Source organism: Marinomonas foliarum, assembly GCF_016906065.1.
In the GTDB taxonomy this organism is placed as follows: domain Bacteria; phylum Pseudomonadota; class Gammaproteobacteria; order Pseudomonadales; family Marinomonadaceae; genus Marinomonas; species Marinomonas foliarum.
Genome location: NZ_CP070273.1, coordinates 3,372,809 through 3,389,267 on the forward strand (window position 1 = coordinate 3,372,809; position 16,459 = coordinate 3,389,267).

General features: G+C 43.7%; 15 protein-coding genes. 11 read left to right on the forward strand and 4 right to left on the reverse strand.

Features of this window, described 5'->3' with window-relative positions; genetic code table 11:
- Window positions 1–2: 2 nt before the first annotated feature.
- From JSY38_RS15655 to JSY38_RS15680, 6 genes are all read left to right on the forward strand, one after another.
- Window positions 3–1,517, forward strand: a complete 1,515-nt coding sequence (locus JSY38_RS15655; protein WP_205114045.1) for a sugar ABC transporter ATP-binding protein — start codon at window positions 3–5, stop codon at window positions 1,515–1,517.
- 2 nt (window positions 1,518–1,519) lie between these two features.
- Window positions 1,520–2,590 carry an ABC transporter permease gene (locus JSY38_RS15660; protein WP_205114047.1) on the forward strand — a complete coding sequence of 357 codons (1,071 nt, stop codon included), beginning with the start codon at window positions 1,520–1,522 and terminating at the stop codon, window positions 2,588–2,590.
- An 88-nt stretch (window positions 2,591–2,678) separates the two neighbouring features.
- Window positions 2,679–3,509, forward strand: a complete 831-nt coding sequence (locus JSY38_RS15665; RefSeq protein WP_205114049.1) for a transketolase — start codon at window positions 2,679–2,681, stop codon at window positions 3,507–3,509.
- Window positions 3,502–4,461 (forward strand): transketolase family protein, encoded by a 960-nt coding sequence (locus JSY38_RS15670; protein ID WP_205114051.1) that lies wholly within the window; start codon window positions 3,502–3,504, stop codon window positions 4,459–4,461. Before JSY38_RS15665 ends, JSY38_RS15670 begins: the two co-directional genes overlap by 8 nt.
- A 38-nt stretch (window positions 4,462–4,499) precedes the next feature.
- Window positions 4,500–5,072 (forward strand): RpiB/LacA/LacB family sugar-phosphate isomerase, encoded by a 573-nt coding sequence (locus JSY38_RS15675; RefSeq protein ID WP_205114053.1) that lies wholly within the window; start codon window positions 4,500–4,502, stop codon window positions 5,070–5,072.
- A 131-nt stretch (window positions 5,073–5,203) separates the two neighbouring features.
- Window positions 5,204–5,869, forward strand: a complete 666-nt coding sequence (locus tag JSY38_RS15680; protein WP_205114054.1) for a hypothetical protein — start codon at window positions 5,204–5,206, stop codon at window positions 5,867–5,869.
- 58 nt (window positions 5,870–5,927) lie between these two features.
- Here the strand turns inward: JSY38_RS15680 and JSY38_RS15685 are convergent, their stop codons facing one another.
- From JSY38_RS15685 to JSY38_RS15695, 3 genes are read right to left on the reverse strand one after another with little or no spacing between them, the layout of a single operon-like run.
- On the reverse strand, window positions 5,928–6,800 hold the full coding sequence (locus JSY38_RS15685) for a carbon-nitrogen hydrolase family protein (protein WP_205114056.1): 873 nt from the start codon (window positions 6,798–6,800) through the stop codon (window positions 5,928–5,930).
- 15 nt (window positions 6,801–6,815) lie between these two features.
- Window positions 6,816–7,406, reverse strand: coding sequence for a GNAT family N-acetyltransferase (locus JSY38_RS15690; RefSeq protein WP_205114058.1), 591 nt, complete (start codon window positions 7,404–7,406; stop codon window positions 6,816–6,818).
- A 46-nt stretch (window positions 7,407–7,452) separates the two neighbouring features.
- Complete coding sequence (locus tag JSY38_RS15695) at window positions 7,453–7,860, reverse strand: ketosteroid isomerase-related protein (RefSeq protein ID WP_205114060.1); 408 nt, start codon at window positions 7,858–7,860, stop codon at window positions 7,453–7,455.
- Between the two features lie 237 nt (window positions 7,861–8,097).
- Between JSY38_RS15695 and JSY38_RS15700 the strand changes: the two genes are divergently transcribed.
- Entirely contained in the window at window positions 8,098–9,009 is a 912-nt protein-coding gene (locus JSY38_RS15700; RefSeq protein ID WP_205114062.1) for a pirin family protein, read from the forward strand.
- Window positions 9,010–9,077: 68 nt separating this feature from the next.
- On the forward strand, window positions 9,078–9,221 hold the full coding sequence (locus JSY38_RS15705; protein ID WP_205114064.1) for a hypothetical protein: 144 nt from the start codon (window positions 9,078–9,080) through the stop codon (window positions 9,219–9,221).
- Between the two features lie 96 nt (window positions 9,222–9,317).
- Here the strand turns inward: JSY38_RS15705 and JSY38_RS15710 are convergent, their stop codons facing one another.
- Window positions 9,318–11,231, reverse strand: a complete 1,914-nt coding sequence (locus JSY38_RS15710; RefSeq protein ID WP_205114066.1) for an FAD-binding monooxygenase — start codon at window positions 11,229–11,231, stop codon at window positions 9,318–9,320.
- A 134-nt stretch (window positions 11,232–11,365) separates the two neighbouring features.
- On the opposite strand from JSY38_RS15710, the gene JSY38_RS15715 reads away from it, so the two are divergent.
- The 3 genes from JSY38_RS15715 to mdoH all read left to right on the forward strand — a co-directional run bounded on the left by JSY38_RS15715 (window position 11,366) and on the right by mdoH (window position 16,320).
- A complete protein-coding gene (locus JSY38_RS15715; RefSeq protein ID WP_114413794.1) occupies window positions 11,366–12,289 on the forward strand; it encodes a LysR family transcriptional regulator in 924 nt (307 codons plus the stop codon).
- A 213-nt stretch (window positions 12,290–12,502) separates the two neighbouring features.
- A complete protein-coding gene (locus JSY38_RS15720; RefSeq protein WP_239543998.1) occupies window positions 12,503–14,164 on the forward strand; it encodes a glucan biosynthesis protein G in 1,662 nt (553 codons plus the stop codon).
- A gap of 2 nt (window positions 14,165–14,166) precedes the next feature.
- Window positions 14,167–16,320: a glucans biosynthesis glucosyltransferase MdoH gene (gene mdoH / locus JSY38_RS15725; protein WP_239543999.1), complete on the forward strand. Its 2,154-nt coding sequence runs from the start codon at window positions 14,167–14,169 to the stop codon at window positions 16,318–16,320.
- The last annotated feature ends 139 nt before the right edge of the window (window positions 16,321–16,459 follow it).

The following is a 16,459-nucleotide window of genomic DNA, read 5'->3' on the forward strand; positions in this document are numbered from 1 at the left end:
CCATGATGATCGATGACGATATTATTTTAAAAGCCGAAAAAGTCTCAATGCTGTTTCCTGGCACAAAAGCCTTGAATAATGTGGATTACAAGGTTTATCGCGGTGCCGTAAATGTACTGATTGGTGAAAATGGCGCTGGTAAATCCACCTTGATGAAAATCATTGCTGGTGTCCAACAGCCTACGGAAGGACATTTATTTTTAGAGGGGCAGCCTATTCATATGGCGAGCACGCGAGTTGCGGCTGGCCTCGGTATTGGGATGGTTCATCAAGAGCTGAATCTTTCAGAAAACCTAACGGTAGCTGAAAACCTCTTCTTGGGGCGGGAAGTTCAAAAAGGTCTTACGCCAATTAATAATGCAGAGCAACGTAAAGTGACTATGGAAGCAATGGCTCGCCTGAAGCAAAACATTGACCCTGATGAAGTTGTGCACAATTTAAAAGTAGGGCAAAAGCAATTGGTTGAAATTGCTAAAGCGCTTATTGGCGATATAAAGATTTTAATCTTGGATGAACCGACTTCGGCACTTAGTAAAAAAGAAGTTCAGATCCTATTTGATGTGATTCGTGACTTAACGTCTCAAGGAATCACCATTCTATACATATCACATCGATTAGAAGAGTTAATGGAGATTGGCACTCACATTACGATATTACGAGATGGTAATTTTCAAGCGGAAGCCAAAGTCGAAGATATTGATGTTCCTTGGATCGTTAGAGAAATGCTGGGTAGCGATCCGGTGAGTGATTTCTTACCGCCAAACCGACAGTTTGGTAAAAATGTCATGGAAGCCAAGAATATCACCTATGTTGATAAGTCTGAACGAACTTTGGTTGATGATGCTTCGTTCGAGCTTAAGGCTGGAGAAATTGTCGGGATCTATGGGCTGATGGGCGCAGGTAGAACCGAAATGTTTGAATGTATTTTAGGTAAAACCACCTATCAAGGCACCATCCTCATTGATGAGGTGCCAATCCATTCCAAAATGAAAACAGCACAACGAATTAAATTGGGCGTTGGATTGGTGCCAGAAGATCGTAAGCAATCGGGCATTTTTCCAGTCAGTTCTGTTTCTAATAACCTCAGCGTTGCTAGCCTATGGAAACGATTAAAATTCCGAGTCATTGCGGATAAAGATGAATGCGAAGCGGTGAAAAAAACCATTGCAGACCTATCCATTAAAGTTTCATCGCCAACGGTAGAAATACAGGCGCTGAGTGGCGGTAATCAGCAGAAAGTCGTCATCGGACGGTCACTGCTTACTGAACCTAAAGTCTTGCTTCTAGATGAACCAACGCGGGGCATTGATATTGGGGCGAAAAGCGATGTGTTTGAAATGATGGTGAAACTATCAGAAATGGGAATTGGAATCTTGTTCTCGACTTCTGATTTAAAAGAAATTATGGCCATTTCTGATCGCATACTCGTGATGTCGAATGGAAAAATTACCGCCAATGTTGAGCGTAGTAAAACCAATGAAGAAGAATTGGTTTTTGCTAGTGCACAAGGATTTTAATTATGCAGACAAATACAACAACAATGAAAAAAGCATCAGGAATTAACGCGAGCCACGTTGGCCTAGTACTCTTAAAAATGCGGACCTTTATCGCACTTTTTGCCATTGCTGGTTTTTTCGCATTTACTGTAGATGGCTTTTTAGCGCCAGCGAGTTTGATCATTATGATCAAGCATATCTCTATTAATGCCTTGTTAGCACTTGGGATTACCTTTGTCATTATTACCGCTGGCATCGATTTATCGATCGGCGCCATCTTGGGGTTTTGTGGCATGGTTGCAGGCTATCTCATTTCACAAGGTATCGTTTTACCTATGTTTGGGATCGCTATTTTTCCGAGCGTTTGGCTAATCGTGCCACTGGTGCTCGTCGTAGGGGGATTAATTGGCGCCGCCAATGGCTTCATCATAACTCGGTTTAATGTGGCTCCGTTCATTTGTACATTGGGCACTATGTACATTATTCGTGGTGCTGCGCTGTTGGTTTCCGGCGGTGAAACCTTTCCTGGCCTACAAGGTAATCCTGAACTAGGCAATACCGGGTTTGACTTGATTGGTTCTGGCTCATTATTTGGCGTGCCTTTCACCATTTGGTTAATGTTCATCGTTGCCGGCATTATCGCCTACGTCGCTCGAAAACTGCCGTTTGGCCGTCATGTGTATGCGATTGGCGACAACGAACGCGCGGCTGAATTGTCTGGCATCAAAGTGAACAATGTAAAAATCTGGGTTTATACCATTGCCGGATTATGTGCTGCTCTTGCAGGCATTGTTGTTACCTCACAGTTGGTTGCGAGTCACCCTTCTACGGGTAATGCATTTGAAATGAATGCCATTGCTGCTGTGGTGCTTGGTGGTACGTCATTGGCGGGCGGTCGAGGCACAATCAGTGGCACACTAATAGGTGCGTTTGTCATCGGTATTCTTGCTGACGGCTTGGTAATGATGGGTGTGAGCGAATTTTGGCAAATGGTCATTAAAGGTATCGTTATTATTGTGGCAGTTGTTATTGATCAGATGCAAAGCAAGATGCAATACAAAGCGGCGATAAGCTCGCAAGCCAATACTGAATAAGACTTTTTAAACAAGGGCCGGTGCGAACCGGACATTTTTTAAACTTTCAGAATATATATTCTGAATTGAATAAATAATGAGATACGAGATGAATCCATATAATTTATCTACAGCAGACTTGAAAAAGAAGGCGAACGATGTGCGTAAACGCATCATAGTGCTGAACTCAGAAAGCCCTGCCGGTGGTCATACTGGTGCAGATCTTTCCCAAGTTGAGATGGTTACTTCGCTGTATTTTCGAGTTTTGAACTGCGCACCTGATCGCCTAGAAGATCAGGAACGTGATATCTACATTCAATCAAAAGGCCATGCCGTAGGTGGGCTGTACTGCGTATTAGCAGAAGCAGGGTACTTTCCTACGGAGTGGCTGCCCACCTATCAACACGCTGATTCAAAATTACCGGGACACCCTGTTAGACAGAAAACACCGGGGGTTGAATTAAATACAGGTGCCCTAGGTCACGGTTTACCTGTCGCCGTTGGCCTTGCTATTGCTGCTAAGCGTTCTGGCAGTAAACGAAAAATTTATGTACTTACAGGTGATGGCGAATTAACAGAAGGCAGTAATTGGGAGGCCGCGTTTGTTGCTGCTCACTATGGTCTAGATAACCTAATCATTATTAATGACAAGAATAAATTGCAGCTAGCGGGTTACACCAAAGACATCATGAATACCGATCCTCTGGCAGAAAAATGGAAAGCCTTTGGTATGCAAGTTACCGAGTGTGAAGGTAATGATGTTGAAGCGGTTGTGTCTACCTTAGAAAACCTGAAGCAAGAAGGTAAACCGAATGTCATTATCTCGAATACCACTAAGGGTGCTGGTGTTTCTTTTATTGCGGGACGTCCAGAGTGGCATCACCGTGTTCCTAAAGGAGACGAAGTAACACAAGCACTGGAGGAGCTATCAAATGTCTAGTAGCGAACATTTAGCAAGTGTCATGGTTGAAGAGTTTATTCGCGCTGTTGAACAAGGCGTTGATCTTGTACCAGTGGTTGCAGATTCCACTTCAACCGCAAAAATTAAGCCATTTGTCGAAAAATTCCCCGATAGATTGGTGAATGTTGGGATCGCTGAGCAGGTCATGATTGGTACGGCTGCTGGCTTAGCGTTAGGTGGCAAAGTCGCGGTAACTTGTAATGCGGCTCCCTTTCTCATCTCCCGTGGAAATGAACAGGTCAAAGTTGATATTTGTTATAACAATACTAATGTTAAATGCTTCGGTTTGAATGCCGGCGCGAGTTATGGGCCTTTGGCGAGTACTCACCATAGTATTGATGACATTTCTGTGATGCGTGGCTTTGGTAATATTGAAATTTATGCGCCAGGTACACCAGAACAGTGCCGACAAATTATCCGCTATGCACTTGAAAAAATCGGCCCTGTTTATATTCGATTAGATGGTAAAGCGCTACCTGAATCAATGCCGGAAAACTACCGCTTTTTACCTGGAGCGATTGATGTTTTGGCTGAAGGTAAGCAGGTGGTTTTAGTCGCCATGGGGTCAACCTTACACGAAATTGTTGATGCTGCTGCACGGCTAAAAGAAGAAGGTATTAGTGTGGGGGTTATTGGTGTGGCATCTATTCGTCCGTGCGATACCTCAGCATTGGCTCGAGAATTGGCTAAGTATAAATCGGTCATTACCGTTGAAGAACACAACGTTAATGGTGGGTTAGGTTCATTAGTAGCGGAAGTTATGGCCGAAAATGGCCTAGCGGCTAGGTTACAGCGTCTTGGCTTTAAAGATGGTGAATATGCCATAGCGGCAGACCGCACGAGTATGCGTAAACACCACGGCTTAGATTCTGAGAGTATTTGCAGCGATGTTCGTCAGCTTTTAAATAGAAAAGTAGAAGCAACCGCCTAAATTTGTTATCACTTTAGAGTGTCCTTTGGAGAATAAAAATGAAATTAATAAAAGACAAAAAGATTTTAGTTGCAGCCGATTGGGCTGGTTTTCCGCTTAAAGAAGTTATTGTTAAGTATTTGGAAAAGAAAGGCTGGGAAGTCACCGATATTGGTGTGAAAGACCCAGATGATCCAGATGTGGAAATGTTTCATCGCATTGGTTTACGCGCAGGCGCGAAGATCACTGAAAAAGAGTTCGAACGTGCGATTATCTTCTGTGGCACAGGCATGGGCGTTCATTTGGCTGCGGCTAAGTGTCCTGGCGTTCGTTGTGGCGTCGTAGAAAGTGTTCCTGCTGCTCGTCGTTGTGTCATTGGTAACGACGTTAATGTGTTGTCTCTGGGCGCATGGTATGTCGCGCCAGAAATGGGCAAAGCAGCTGTAGATGCATTCTTGAACACAAAATTTGGTGATGACCACGAATGGTGGCCAGACTTCTATGAATATCACAAAATTGCCGTTGATGAGATGGAAGCATTTGATTACGACGAATACAAAGCCAATAATTTTGAAGTGCACAAATTAGGCGACTTGACCCTAAGCTTAGTGGATCGACCTGAAGAGCCATAAGTGTCTAGCTCTTCATCAGCAAACTAAAGCGTCCATCAGGGCGCTTTTTCGTTTGGAGGGGGCAAAGGTCAGTATTTATTTTGTGGTTTTTGCTATCCTGCTTTCCATGGAAATTATTTATAGGATGTAAAATGGCTGGTCGAGTGACGTTGTTTGTTTTTCTATTGCTATTCAGTCGAGTCTTGTTCGCTGAGGTGCTGACTTTCCCTGAAATCGATGATTCTCTTTTTCCCCAGCTAAGCCGAGATGAAATGGCGCTCATGGAAAGGGAAGACTTGAAAAAGTTGAGTGCGGATAATTTGCATACCGCATCTGGAATCTCTTCATTCATCCAGTTAGTGACAGGCGAAAAAGTGAAAGCGCCACACATAACAATCGCTTTTACTAAGCAAGATCACATCGATAATATTTTGAGCCTGGATAGGTGGTTGCTAAAGAACATCGATAAATCCAATGACGCGAGGGCGGTGTCTCAGACGAAAAAAGACCCGGTACGAATAATGATATCCGATATTGTGATTTCAGAAGGAGGCGCTTCATGTGAAGCTCAGCCTATTACTGAGACCTTGTACATTGGTGACGTGTATAAATTTGAAGTCGATTGTGAGTTGGATAGAAAACGAGACAATGTATTACAGGCCAGTTTTTTACTGAGTTATTCATCCGCTTACACTCTGCGCACGATAGGCCAGCAATTACAGCCCATTGATATTTTTGCTAATGAGCCAAGCTCTTTTCTACACACATTCGAAGGCAATACTTCCGTTAAGATTAAAGTGACCTACAAACCAATGTGACTCTTTACATAGTTAGAAGAAACAATCCCAATGCTAAAATAGCTGTATCGGGGGTTATTTATAGGCCTTTAAGATCAAATTGCTTGGGCCAGTCGCGGTAGTTAAACACTTGGCCTTCTTCACGAATGCGGGCGATTTCGGTGAGGTCGACGGTGGCGTACACCCAGCCTGCTTCATTTTCTTTGCCTTCTACTAATATGCCATTATCAGGAAAACCATAATCCACTGGTGTATAGACGCTGGCACGGCCGGTATTTATGTCTACTGCTTCAGACCAAGGCGCGTTGCCAATGGTCGGGGATTGCACTACGTAACATTGGTTTTCCAAAGCGCGCGCTTGGCAGCCAATGCGAACCCGGTGAAAACCCGCTTGAGTGTCGGTGCAGCTTGGTACCAATAGAATATCTGCTCCCGCTGCTACTTGTTGGTTGGCGATCATGGGAAATTCGGAGTCATAACAGATATGAATGCCGATACGGCCAAGGTCAGTATCAATGACCTTAATTTGCTCGCCGCCACTGATGTGCCATTGCTCGTTTTCAAAGCGCGTCATCATCAATTTATCTTGATAATCAATTAGGCCATCGGGGCTAAATAGATTGGCGCGATTTAGAAAGCGGCCATCGCTTTGCTCCGTTGGAAAGCTGCTAGCAAGTATCAAGATGTTATAGCGTTTTGCCAATTCTTCATGCAGATCATGCCACTTTGGTAATAGGGTTTGCATGGCATGAAGCTGTTTGTTTAAGTCGCTGTAAATAGCTTCACCAAATAGTGAGGCGAGTTCCATGCTGCCGTATTCAGGGAACACCAATAGCTTGGCATTTTGTTGAGCAGCGTTGCTGACCCAGCTTTCTAGTTTGTCGACAAATTCTTCCCATTGGGTGAAAAAGCCAATGTCATATTGTGCCGTCGCCAGTTTAAATACGCTCATATTCTGCCATCTTTCTCATACCAAGGACTTCATCCAAAAGGTCATGGGTTTAAGAGACTCGTCTTGCTCACCTATTTCTTTCCAGCTGAAATGAGTCGCGAGCTCTGGGCGCTTTTCATAACCACGGTTACGCCAGAATTGATCCAGTGGTTGGTAATCGGCTGGACGAGCTGGGTGATCGTCTGGACGTTGTACGCCACAAAAGCAGACGTATTTTATGTCTTCAAGGTTTTTAGCATGCTCTTCGCGATGATCGAAGAAGGCAACACCAGCTCCTTGGCCGCGATACTCAGGTAAGAGTACCGATTCGCCACAGTAGAAAATCTCATCAAGATTGTAACCAGCCGTTGAAAACGGCTGTGTTACTTCGTCGGTCTCATAACCTAGAGGCAAACCGGTTGAAGCACCAACTATTTTATCGCCGTCAAAAGCCAATACGATCACACTGTTTGGGGCTTCAATATAGGTTTTAAGGTAGCGCGCTTCGTACTGTGTGTCGCCATCATATAGATAAGGGAAGTCACGAAAGACGCGCATACGCAGCTGGGCCAGTTCATCAATGTACTGGGTCAGGGAGGAGCCAGATAAACGTTGGAATATCAGCATAAGGTGCTCGCTCTACGGTTTATCAGTTGTTAATCAGTCAGTGTCTTTACGCTGATACTTGCGCGATCCAGTCTTCTAGGTTGTAGTAATTGGTGACACGTGCAACTTTGCCATCACGAATGTCGAAGAAGGCGCCAGCTGGCAGTTTATAGGTTTGGCCATTGGCTTCTGGTAGGCCTTCGTCTGTGGCGATGTATTCACCTAACACAGTGAATTCAACCGCTGCACGATCTCCTGCAGGATTGGACATGACGACGATATCAACAATGGTTTCTTTGTAATTTTTGTTCATGCGTTCCATGAAGCTTGCAAAGGTAGCTTTGCCTATTTCACGGTCGCCTTGGTTGATGTCGTGAATCACATCGTCAGTTAGCAAAGACAAAAAAGTGTCCATGTCTTGAGCATTGAAAGCATCGTAATAGGTTTGCAGCAGTTCAACAGTTGTCTGGCTCATGGCAAAGGTTCCTAGATTTTAAAAATTAAAGGCAGAATGTTAATTATTTACGACGTGCCGAGAAAGGTTTTTTTATCGTATTGGCAAAAACAAGCAAGTGTCTGTCGTCTGTATAGGTTGTTGCTAGTGTTGAGCTGCTGAATCTTTAATTTGCTGATTAAAGGTTATGTTAAGGTGATAAAACTGATGGCTTAGGGTAATGTCTTAGTAGGTAAACGACTTAAGCAGGTGAGTAGTATGAGCATAGAAAAAGAAAACGTCGAATTAGAGTGTGATACAGGTAAGGGGTGCGAAGCGATTGATCTTATTATCAAACCTCGGGAGAAGGACCTTGGTGAATTCTCGGTTAGGCGTACCCTGCCAACTATGCAGCGCAAAACGGTCGGCCCGTGGATTTTCTTTGACCATATGGGACCCGCGCATTTCCCAGCAGGTTCCGGAATTAACGTACGTCCACATCCGCATATCAATTTAGCGACAGTGACCTATCTGTTTGAAGGCGAGATTTTACATCGAGATTCTTTGGGAAGTTATGCCACGATTACACCAGGTGATATTAATCTCATGGTGGCGGGGAAAGGCATTACCCATTCAGAGCGAGAGCGCCCTGAAATAAAGAATGTGCCGCACACGCTTCATGGTTTGCAACTTTGGTTAGCGTTGCCAGAGAAAGACGAAGAAATTGAGCCAGCTTTTTATCATTATCCTTCGGCTAGTATTCCTGCCGTAACGGTCGATGATGTTTCTCTTAGAGTCTTAATGGGCACGGCTTATGGCGTAACCTCACCCGTAAAAACCTATGCCGAAACCTTGTATGTTGAAGCTCACATGCAAGAGGGGCAAAGTTTAACCTTACCTAATGCTGAGGAGCGCGCCATTTATGTGGCGAAAGGCAGCCTGAAAATTAAAGATACGCTAATACCTGAATTTGCCATGGTTATCCTATCAGCTGCTGCTGATGTAGTTATTGAAGCTACAGCGGATTCGAGAATCGCTTTAATCGGTGGCGAAAAAATAGGTAAACGTTTTATCGAATGGAATTTTATTTCCAGTCGTAAAGAACGAGTTGAGCAGGCAAAACGCGATTGGCAAGCAGGGACTTTTCCAAAAGTTGTAGATGATGAAGACGAGTTTATCCCGTTGCCTTAACCTGGATTATGTTTAATCAGTTGAGCGATAGTATGTGATGACTATTCATTTATAAAAAATGAGAGCGGTTGTTACCGGCAAATATCAGCCATGCATTAAATGGTGAGTTAAACGATGAACAGCCCCAAAGTTTAGGTGCTATTGCGGATCAAAGTCCTATTTATAAATTGATGGCATCGCTAAGTACTGAGGTTAATACTTTAGTTCGCTAGTTAATCTATGGGGGATTTTGCTGAACAGCTTTTTATTACTCCTCTCTATAGCAATAAGAAGAGAGGAGTATGTTGTAACCAAATTAATATTAAGAATTAAGTGCTTTGAATGAACACTCTCTTAAAGAAATTTGTTAATCCGCTGTGATCGCTGAGCGGCAATATTTCTGCAACATACTGATCTGGCCTAACGATGATAATACAGCCGTCTCGCTTGTCAATTCCGCGTTTATCATAGAAAGAGTTTTCTTCACAAATAGCACTGTAGACTTTCTCATAATCCTTTAGACCATAACGGCCCTTTGGTGGTTGTAAAAGCGGGTGAATGTGTGCCACTTCAACTTCCCTATGGTGAGTTTGAAACACGGCTTGTAAATTGATGACGGCATCGATATCTGCACTTTTTGGTGTAAAATATTGCGTAGGGGATGATGGATCGTTTTGCAAAAACTCGCACAGTTTATTTACTTGGCAAGTGTCGTTCATAAAGTCCTGTTGTCCTGCAAAGGCGAGAATGTGCCAACGACCATCGGCTTTCATGCTGTGCGCTAGATGAACCGGTTTGGCGTCGGCGAGACGCGTTACTTTGGCAGAATGAAAACGCATTCCAATGGATTGTCCGGTAGCCAAATTTTGATGCTGTCCAGTCGATACTAAGTCTGACGGCGGATAGTGAATGGCAGTACCAGCGGTGAAGCGGCCAAATTGAACAAAATACTTCTGAAAGTCGGCTGGATCAACCCCCTCAGGATTGGTAACGGATTTAGGTTTGGCACTAAACATTTTTGAAAATTCACGATCGAAATCAATGAGTTGCTGAGCCACGGTTTGTCTTTCGAATGAGTAAGATTGCAGTAGTTCTGGTTTCGCTCTTCCAGTTAATACATGGGCTAATTTCCAGCCTAGGTTCCAGGTGTCATTAACGGAAGTATTTAGTCCTTGTCCCGCTTTTGGGCTGTGGGTATGACAGGCGTCGCCAGCTAAAAATACGTGAGGCAACTTGCCTTCCTCGGCATCATCAAAGGCCGTTGTCAAACGTTGGCCTATTTCATACACACTCCACCATGCAATTTCTTTCACATCAATGGTGTATGGGTACAGGATGCGGTTAGCAGCAGCAATGAGATAATTGGTTGTTATGTTTTTTTTGCTTAGGCGCTCATTACTTTTTAACTTATCCAGTTCTATGTACAAACGCACCATGTAGCCGCCTTCACGGGGAATGATCAACATATTGCCTTCATTGCTGGAGTGTATAGCGGACTTTAAGCGGATATCTGGAAAGTCGGTCACTGCTAATACATCCATCACGCCCCATCCTTGATTAATAGAGTCACCGATCAATTCACGGCCAATGGATTTACGTACTGTGCTTCGAGCGCCATCGCAGCCAACCACGTATTTGGCTTTAACCTTTTCGATCACACCTAGATGTTGAGAGTCTAAGCGTTCGAACGTTAATGTCACTGGGTAGTCAGTGGTGGCTTGATCTACTTCAAGATTGAGTAGCTGACGGGAATAATGAGGCACAATTTTTCTTGGTCCGTGGCGCATCACATCAAGGAAAGCATCATGCACTCTGGCTTGGTTGATGATGACATGAGGCATTTCAGACAAATCGTCTTCCACGTCTTGAATTTTACTACTGAGGGAGATTTTCTGAGGTTGCTCTGTGTCAGGTTTCCAAAAAGCGGTCTCATTTACCCAGTAGGCTTCTTGTTTGATTTGATCAGCGAAGTCGTAGGCTTCAAACATTTCCATGGTACGACATGCGATACCATCAGCTTGACCGACTAATAAACGGTCGTCTTTTTGTTCGACAATGCAGGTAGAAATAGAAGCGAATTTCGACAGCTGTGCTGCGAGGTTAAGTCCTGCTGGACCGCAACCCACAATCATTACATCGACTTTTGATGGTAGTGAGTGCTTTAAAGGCGGAGCGATCACTCTATCTGCTGGATCGGTAATTCTAGGGTCACCGGGGTGAAAGCCTTGTTGATAAAATTGCATGGATTATCCTCTTATATTTGTCTATTTCTTATTTGGCGCTAAAAGACTTGCCGTCTGTAATAGAAATGACTTTAATGTAATCAAGATATAAGTAAAAATAGATTTTTAACGTAAGACTAATAGAAAACGCATAGATGAATCCCAACTTATTGAAGCAACTGGCTATTGTTGTGAAACAAGGCTCTCTCAGTAGAGCTTGTGAGCAGCTATACATAACTCAGCCAACATTGACGCGAAGTATTCAGCAATTAGAAATGAAAGTTGGCGCACCAGTTTTGGTTCGAACGCGTTATGGCGTACAGCCTACCGAAATTGGTGCAAGATTAGCGCAAATTGGCGAAAGGATTTTGGCTGAAACAGAACAAGGTGAAGAGGTCATTCGACAGTTCCATAGCGGTTATCACAATGAGTTTGTCATTGGTATTGATCCGCTTTGGGAGTTTGCCACAGTTGCGCACACAACAGCTTATTTTATGCAAGAAAAGCATTATGTTTTCCATTTCCGGACTGGCTCTGCTGCTGCGCAAATAGAGCTATTGCAAAATGGTGAACTCGATTTTTTATTAGCACCCGCGCATCTCTCAGTTAAACAAGGAACTCTAGATAGGCAGCTGTTGTTTCGAGATAGATCTGGTGTTTTTGTGGGGAAAAAGTCGGCTCTTAGAGGTGCGAGTAAGGTTGTTTCTCACGAAACCTTAGAGAAGCAAAATTGGATAGTGGCTGGAGCAAATGCTGGCTTTCTAGATCGTCCTAGTGAACTTATTGGGCTCAAAGCCGCCAGTATGGCTTTTACGGGAAGTATTCGCTCGGTTTTACATCTATTAAATACGTCTGATGTATTGGTTCGTCTACCTGCTCGTTTAGCCTTAATGACAGGGGAGGTTGATATGGATCAAATGATCCAAGTATCAGGACCCCAAGGGCCAAGAAGAGATATTGCTCTTTGGTCAAAAGTAGACAACTTGGAACGTCCTGAGTGTATGAAAGTTCATGAGCTAATACGTGGGTTTATGCAGCAATTGGAAGAATCGACCTCTACGTTTGATTTGTCTTTATAGTACTTAAATAGCCAATATTATGCGGGATGAATGGAGATGTGTGTCATCTTTAATTTGCGGTTGCACCCTGATCACAATTTCTCCTCAATTCTTATGAATTCCTCCGACTTTACTGCCTTAATCTTATATGGGTTTGACGATATTATACTGTTTATCTTATATCCCTTCGGTCGCCTCATGACTGAGCCTAACTAAATAACAAGAGAGCTTTTTTTGATTCTTTTCTCCCAATGTCGTTTTCGTGTGTTTGGATGTATTAAATGGTCTTTATTGACGTCGCTATTGTTGAGTGCGATAGGCACGCCAATGGTATATGCAGAGGAGAGCGAAGCGACTCTCGAAACAGAAGCCACTATTGACGCTAACGCATCTTCTGTACCTTCTAGTGCAGAAGAAGCTTCTTTGAAGAGCAACTCTGCTATAGCGCCTGCTACACAGGCTCCAAAAGGCTATGCATTTTCACATCAAACCGTGATCGACTTAGCAAAGAATCTAGCGTCAGCTCCAATGAAGCCTGCAGAAATGGCTCCAAAAGCTTTGATTGATATGGACTATCCCACTTATCGACAAATTAATTTTCAACAGAACCAGGCCGTATGGGGGAATACCCCTACTAAATTTTCAGTCCAATTATTTGCTCCCGGCTTTTTGTTTAAAGATTTAGTGTCGATTGATGCGGTTGAAAGTGGCCGCGCTTTCCCTTTAAAGGTATCTGAAGACTCTTTCAAAACACCGAATGATGAAATAAGTAAGCTTATTTCACAGGTGGGTAAATACGCCGGCCTGCGTTTACACTACCCGATAAATACTGCTGATATGAACGATGAGTTTATTGTCTTTCAAGGGGCGAGCTATTTCCGAGCGATTTCCAAAGGTCAGTCCTATGGGTTGTCGGCACGAGGCCTTGCTGTCGATGTAGCTCAGCCTAAGGGCGAAGAGTTTCCAATGTTTAAGCAGTTTTGGATTGAGCGTCCATCATCAAGCCAAGACGCTATCGTTGTTCACGCATTACTGGACAGCAAAAGTGTCACCGGCGCTTATCGATTTGGTATTTATCCAGGAAAGCCGACACGAGTTGATGTCAAAGCGACTTTGTTCCCACGAGTAGATTTAAAAAATGTAGGCATTGCGCCACTGACATCTATGTTTATGTATAACAACTCGCTTGATGGCTCTGATATTTCAGATTACCGTCCTGCCGTTCATGATTCCGAAGGTCTGCAAATCTTAACGGGCAAAGATGAAATGGTTTGGCGTCCATTGAACAATCCCAAGTCACTGCAAGTGAGTGCTTTTAGTGATAATTCACCGAAAGGCTTCGGTTTAATTCAGCGCCATCGTGGTTTTGAAGACTACCAAGATTTAGAAGCCAGCTACCACACTCGTCCTTCTGCTTGGATTAAGCCACTGAATGATTGGGGTGAGGGGCATGTTGAGCTGGTTGAAATTCCTTCAAACGCAGAAACAAACGACAATATTGTTACTTATTGGCAGCCTAAAGAGGGGTTGAAGAAAGGAGAGTCTTACACCTATCAGTATTTAATGACGTGGTCTAATGACACGCCAGTTTCACTGGACTCTCCTCGAATCGTCCGTAGCGCCAAAGGTGTAAAGTTATTCAAAACGAACCCAGAAGTGGTGATCGATTTTAATAAAATGCCAGATATAAATGTTGATGATCTCACTATTGATGCCAGCATTAGTAATGGGAAAATACTTGAAACCATTGCAGTGAAAAACGCACACAATAATGGGGTTCGTGTGTATGTATCTTTTGACCCTGAAGATGCTGCTTTGTCGGAATTGAGAGTCCAACTTAAGCAGGGTGATACCGCAGTCGCGCCGACTTGGTTATATCGTTGGATAAAGGAATAATTATGTTGTTAAAGGACAGTGTTGCTAAGCAGGCATTACCAAAGTTGTCACCTTTGACTATGCCGCGTCATACCGTTGATGAGGAACCTCAAGCTCGTAAAAGTAGATTGCAAAGTTTTGCCGTTACGACATTTCTTGCCCGTTTGTTTGTCTTAATTGGTACGCTCGGTTTGTCTTGGTATGGGGCAACCGAGATGTACGATGTACTGAATACCAATGCAATTGCCGGTTTGCAGTGGGCTTTTTGGATTTTATTTTGTATTAACTTTACGTGGATTTCTTTTGCTTTTTCACAGGCGACACTTGGATTAATTTTCCAGATTTGGCCATTTTCTAAAACTCGTAAAGAGCAAGAGGTTGATGGCGTTACGGCTATCTTATTGCCAGTGTATAACGAAGATCCTTTGCGCATTCGAGCGAATATCCAAGCGATGCACGAAGACTTAGTAAAACAAGCGTCTGGTAAGTTTGCGTTCTTTATCTTGAGTGATACCAATCGAGCTGATGCGTGGATTGCTGAAGAGCAGGCATTTCGTACGTTACTTAATGAAGATGACTCAGCGTGTCCTATTTATTATCGTCGCCGCTACAATAACGCTGAACGCAAAGCTGGTAACATTGCAGAGTGGGTAACAGGTTATGGTGGCGATTATGAATGCATGATTGTACTGGATGCAGACAGCCTTATGGGTGCGGAGTGTTTGATTTCACTTACTCGTCGAATGGCGGCAGAACCAGGATTAGGCCTGATTCAAACTCTACCAACCATTATTCGTGCGAACACTTTATACAGCCGTATTCAGCAATTTGCTAACCATTGTTTTGGCCCTATTTACGCCTCTGGTTTAGCGGCTTGGCATGGTTACTCTTCGAATTTTTGGGGTCATAACGCGATTATCCGTACTAAGGCCTTTGCCGATGCCTGCGGCTTACCTGTTTTAGAAGGCAAAGCGCCTTTTGGTGGTCATGTGATGAGCCACGACTTTATGGAAGCCGCGTTGTTACGTCGTGCAGGTTGGGGGGTGCGTTTTGATACAGACTTAAAGGCATCATACGAAGAAGCGCCACCGTCGCTGGTGGATGTGATTGTTCGAGATCGTCGTTGGTGTCAGGGCAACTTGCAGCACAAAGCCTTTGTATTCGCGAGAGGCTTTCACTTTGCCACTCGCTTGCATTTGATGTCTGGTATTATGTCTTATCTAAGTGCGGTTTTTTGGTTGCTGTTAATCGTCGTCGGTTTTGCTTTGGCGGTTCAGGCCTACTTTGTTCGACCTGAGTATTTTGCTAACCCATCCTTGTTCCCAACTTGGCCTGTATTTGATTTTGAAAAAGCACGGTCGTTATTTATCTTGTCCATGGCGTTGGTGTTAGCGCCTAAAGTTTACGGTTGGTTAGCGGCTATGTTGAACTTCCGACGCTGCATGCAATTTGGTGGGCCAATATTACTGACATTGAGTACCTTAGTTGAGACAGTTTTGTCGGCTTTGTATGCCCCCATTCTGATGTTGTCTCAATTCCAAGTTGTCTATGATGTTTTTAAAGGTCGCGACAGTGGTTGGAAGCCGCAATCTCGTGATGACGGTGCAACGTCATGGAAAGTCGCTGCACGTGCTCACTGTAGCCACACTCTGCTAGGTTTTGGGTTAGCGGGTGGCGCTTTGTTTCTAAGTGATGAGTTGTTCTATTGGTCTTTACCTATTAGCTTTGGTTTGATTTTGTCTATTCCATTGTCATGGATCAGTGGTGGTGCGAAGCGTGGTAACGTCATTCATTATTTAGGGTTGATGCGTGCTCCAGAAGAAAAGCGCCCACATCCCATTATCGTGATGCAAAGTCGACATGACGAAGCGCAAAGCGAACTGGCGTTTGATGATACTTTATCTTCTTTGAAGCGTTTGTCATCAGATGCTGCGTTATTTTATTGGCACCTTGCGCAAATGCCAGAAGATGAACCCAACAAAGAGTTTTCTCGAGATTGGATTTGTGCCGAATGGCAGATTATCAACAGCGAGAATATTCAAAGCCTGCTTGATCACCTTAATGAAAAAGAATGTCTTGCCATCTTGCAGCACCGAGAGCTTATGGCGGCAATGGAAAAATATTTGCCAGAAGATAAGCAGCTAAGCGAACAGACAGAAGAGTTTGGATTGGCTTAGACTGACTAAGGTTTAAATTTCGAATTCGGCGTAAAGAGAGTATTTTCTTTGCGCCGTTTTTTTATATCAACTAAATCATAAAGCTGATGTGATGTAAAAAGGGGAATTCACTTAATAGTAATTCCCCTTTTTAACAAAT

Coding starts and splice junctions, on each gene's coding strand:
- JSY38_RS15655 (WP_205114045.1), top strand. CDS start 3: ATGATGATCGATGACGATATTATTTTAAAAGCCGAAAAAGTCTCAATG.
- JSY38_RS15660 (WP_205114047.1), top strand. CDS start 1,520: ATGCAGACAAATACAACAACAATGAAAAAAGCATCAGGAATTAACGCG.
- JSY38_RS15665 (WP_205114049.1), top strand. CDS start 2,679: ATGAATCCATATAATTTATCTACAGCAGACTTGAAAAAGAAGGCGAAC.
- JSY38_RS15670 (WP_205114051.1), top strand. CDS start 3,502: ATGTCTAGTAGCGAACATTTAGCAAGTGTCATGGTTGAAGAGTTTATT.
- JSY38_RS15675 (WP_205114053.1), top strand. CDS start 4,500: ATGAAATTAATAAAAGACAAAAAGATTTTAGTTGCAGCCGATTGGGCT.
- JSY38_RS15680 (WP_205114054.1), top strand. CDS start 5,204: ATGGCTGGTCGAGTGACGTTGTTTGTTTTTCTATTGCTATTCAGTCGA.
- JSY38_RS15685 (WP_205114056.1), bottom strand. CDS start 6,800: ATGAGCGTATTTAAACTGGCGACGGCACAATATGACATTGGCTTTTTC.
- JSY38_RS15690 (WP_205114058.1), bottom strand. CDS start 7,406: ATGCTGATATTCCAACGTTTATCTGGCTCCTCCCTGACCCAGTACATT.
- JSY38_RS15695 (WP_205114060.1), bottom strand. CDS start 7,860: ATGAGCCAGACAACTGTTGAACTGCTGCAAACCTATTACGATGCTTTC.
- JSY38_RS15700 (WP_205114062.1), top strand. CDS start 8,098: ATGAGCATAGAAAAAGAAAACGTCGAATTAGAGTGTGATACAGGTAAG.
- JSY38_RS15710 (WP_205114066.1), bottom strand. CDS start 11,231: ATGCAATTTTATCAACAAGGCTTTCACCCCGGTGACCCTAGAATTACC.
- JSY38_RS15715 (WP_114413794.1), top strand. CDS start 11,366: ATGAATCCCAACTTATTGAAGCAACTGGCTATTGTTGTGAAACAAGGC.
- mdoH (WP_239543999.1), top strand. CDS start 14,167: ATGTTGTTAAAGGACAGTGTTGCTAAGCAGGCATTACCAAAGTTGTCA.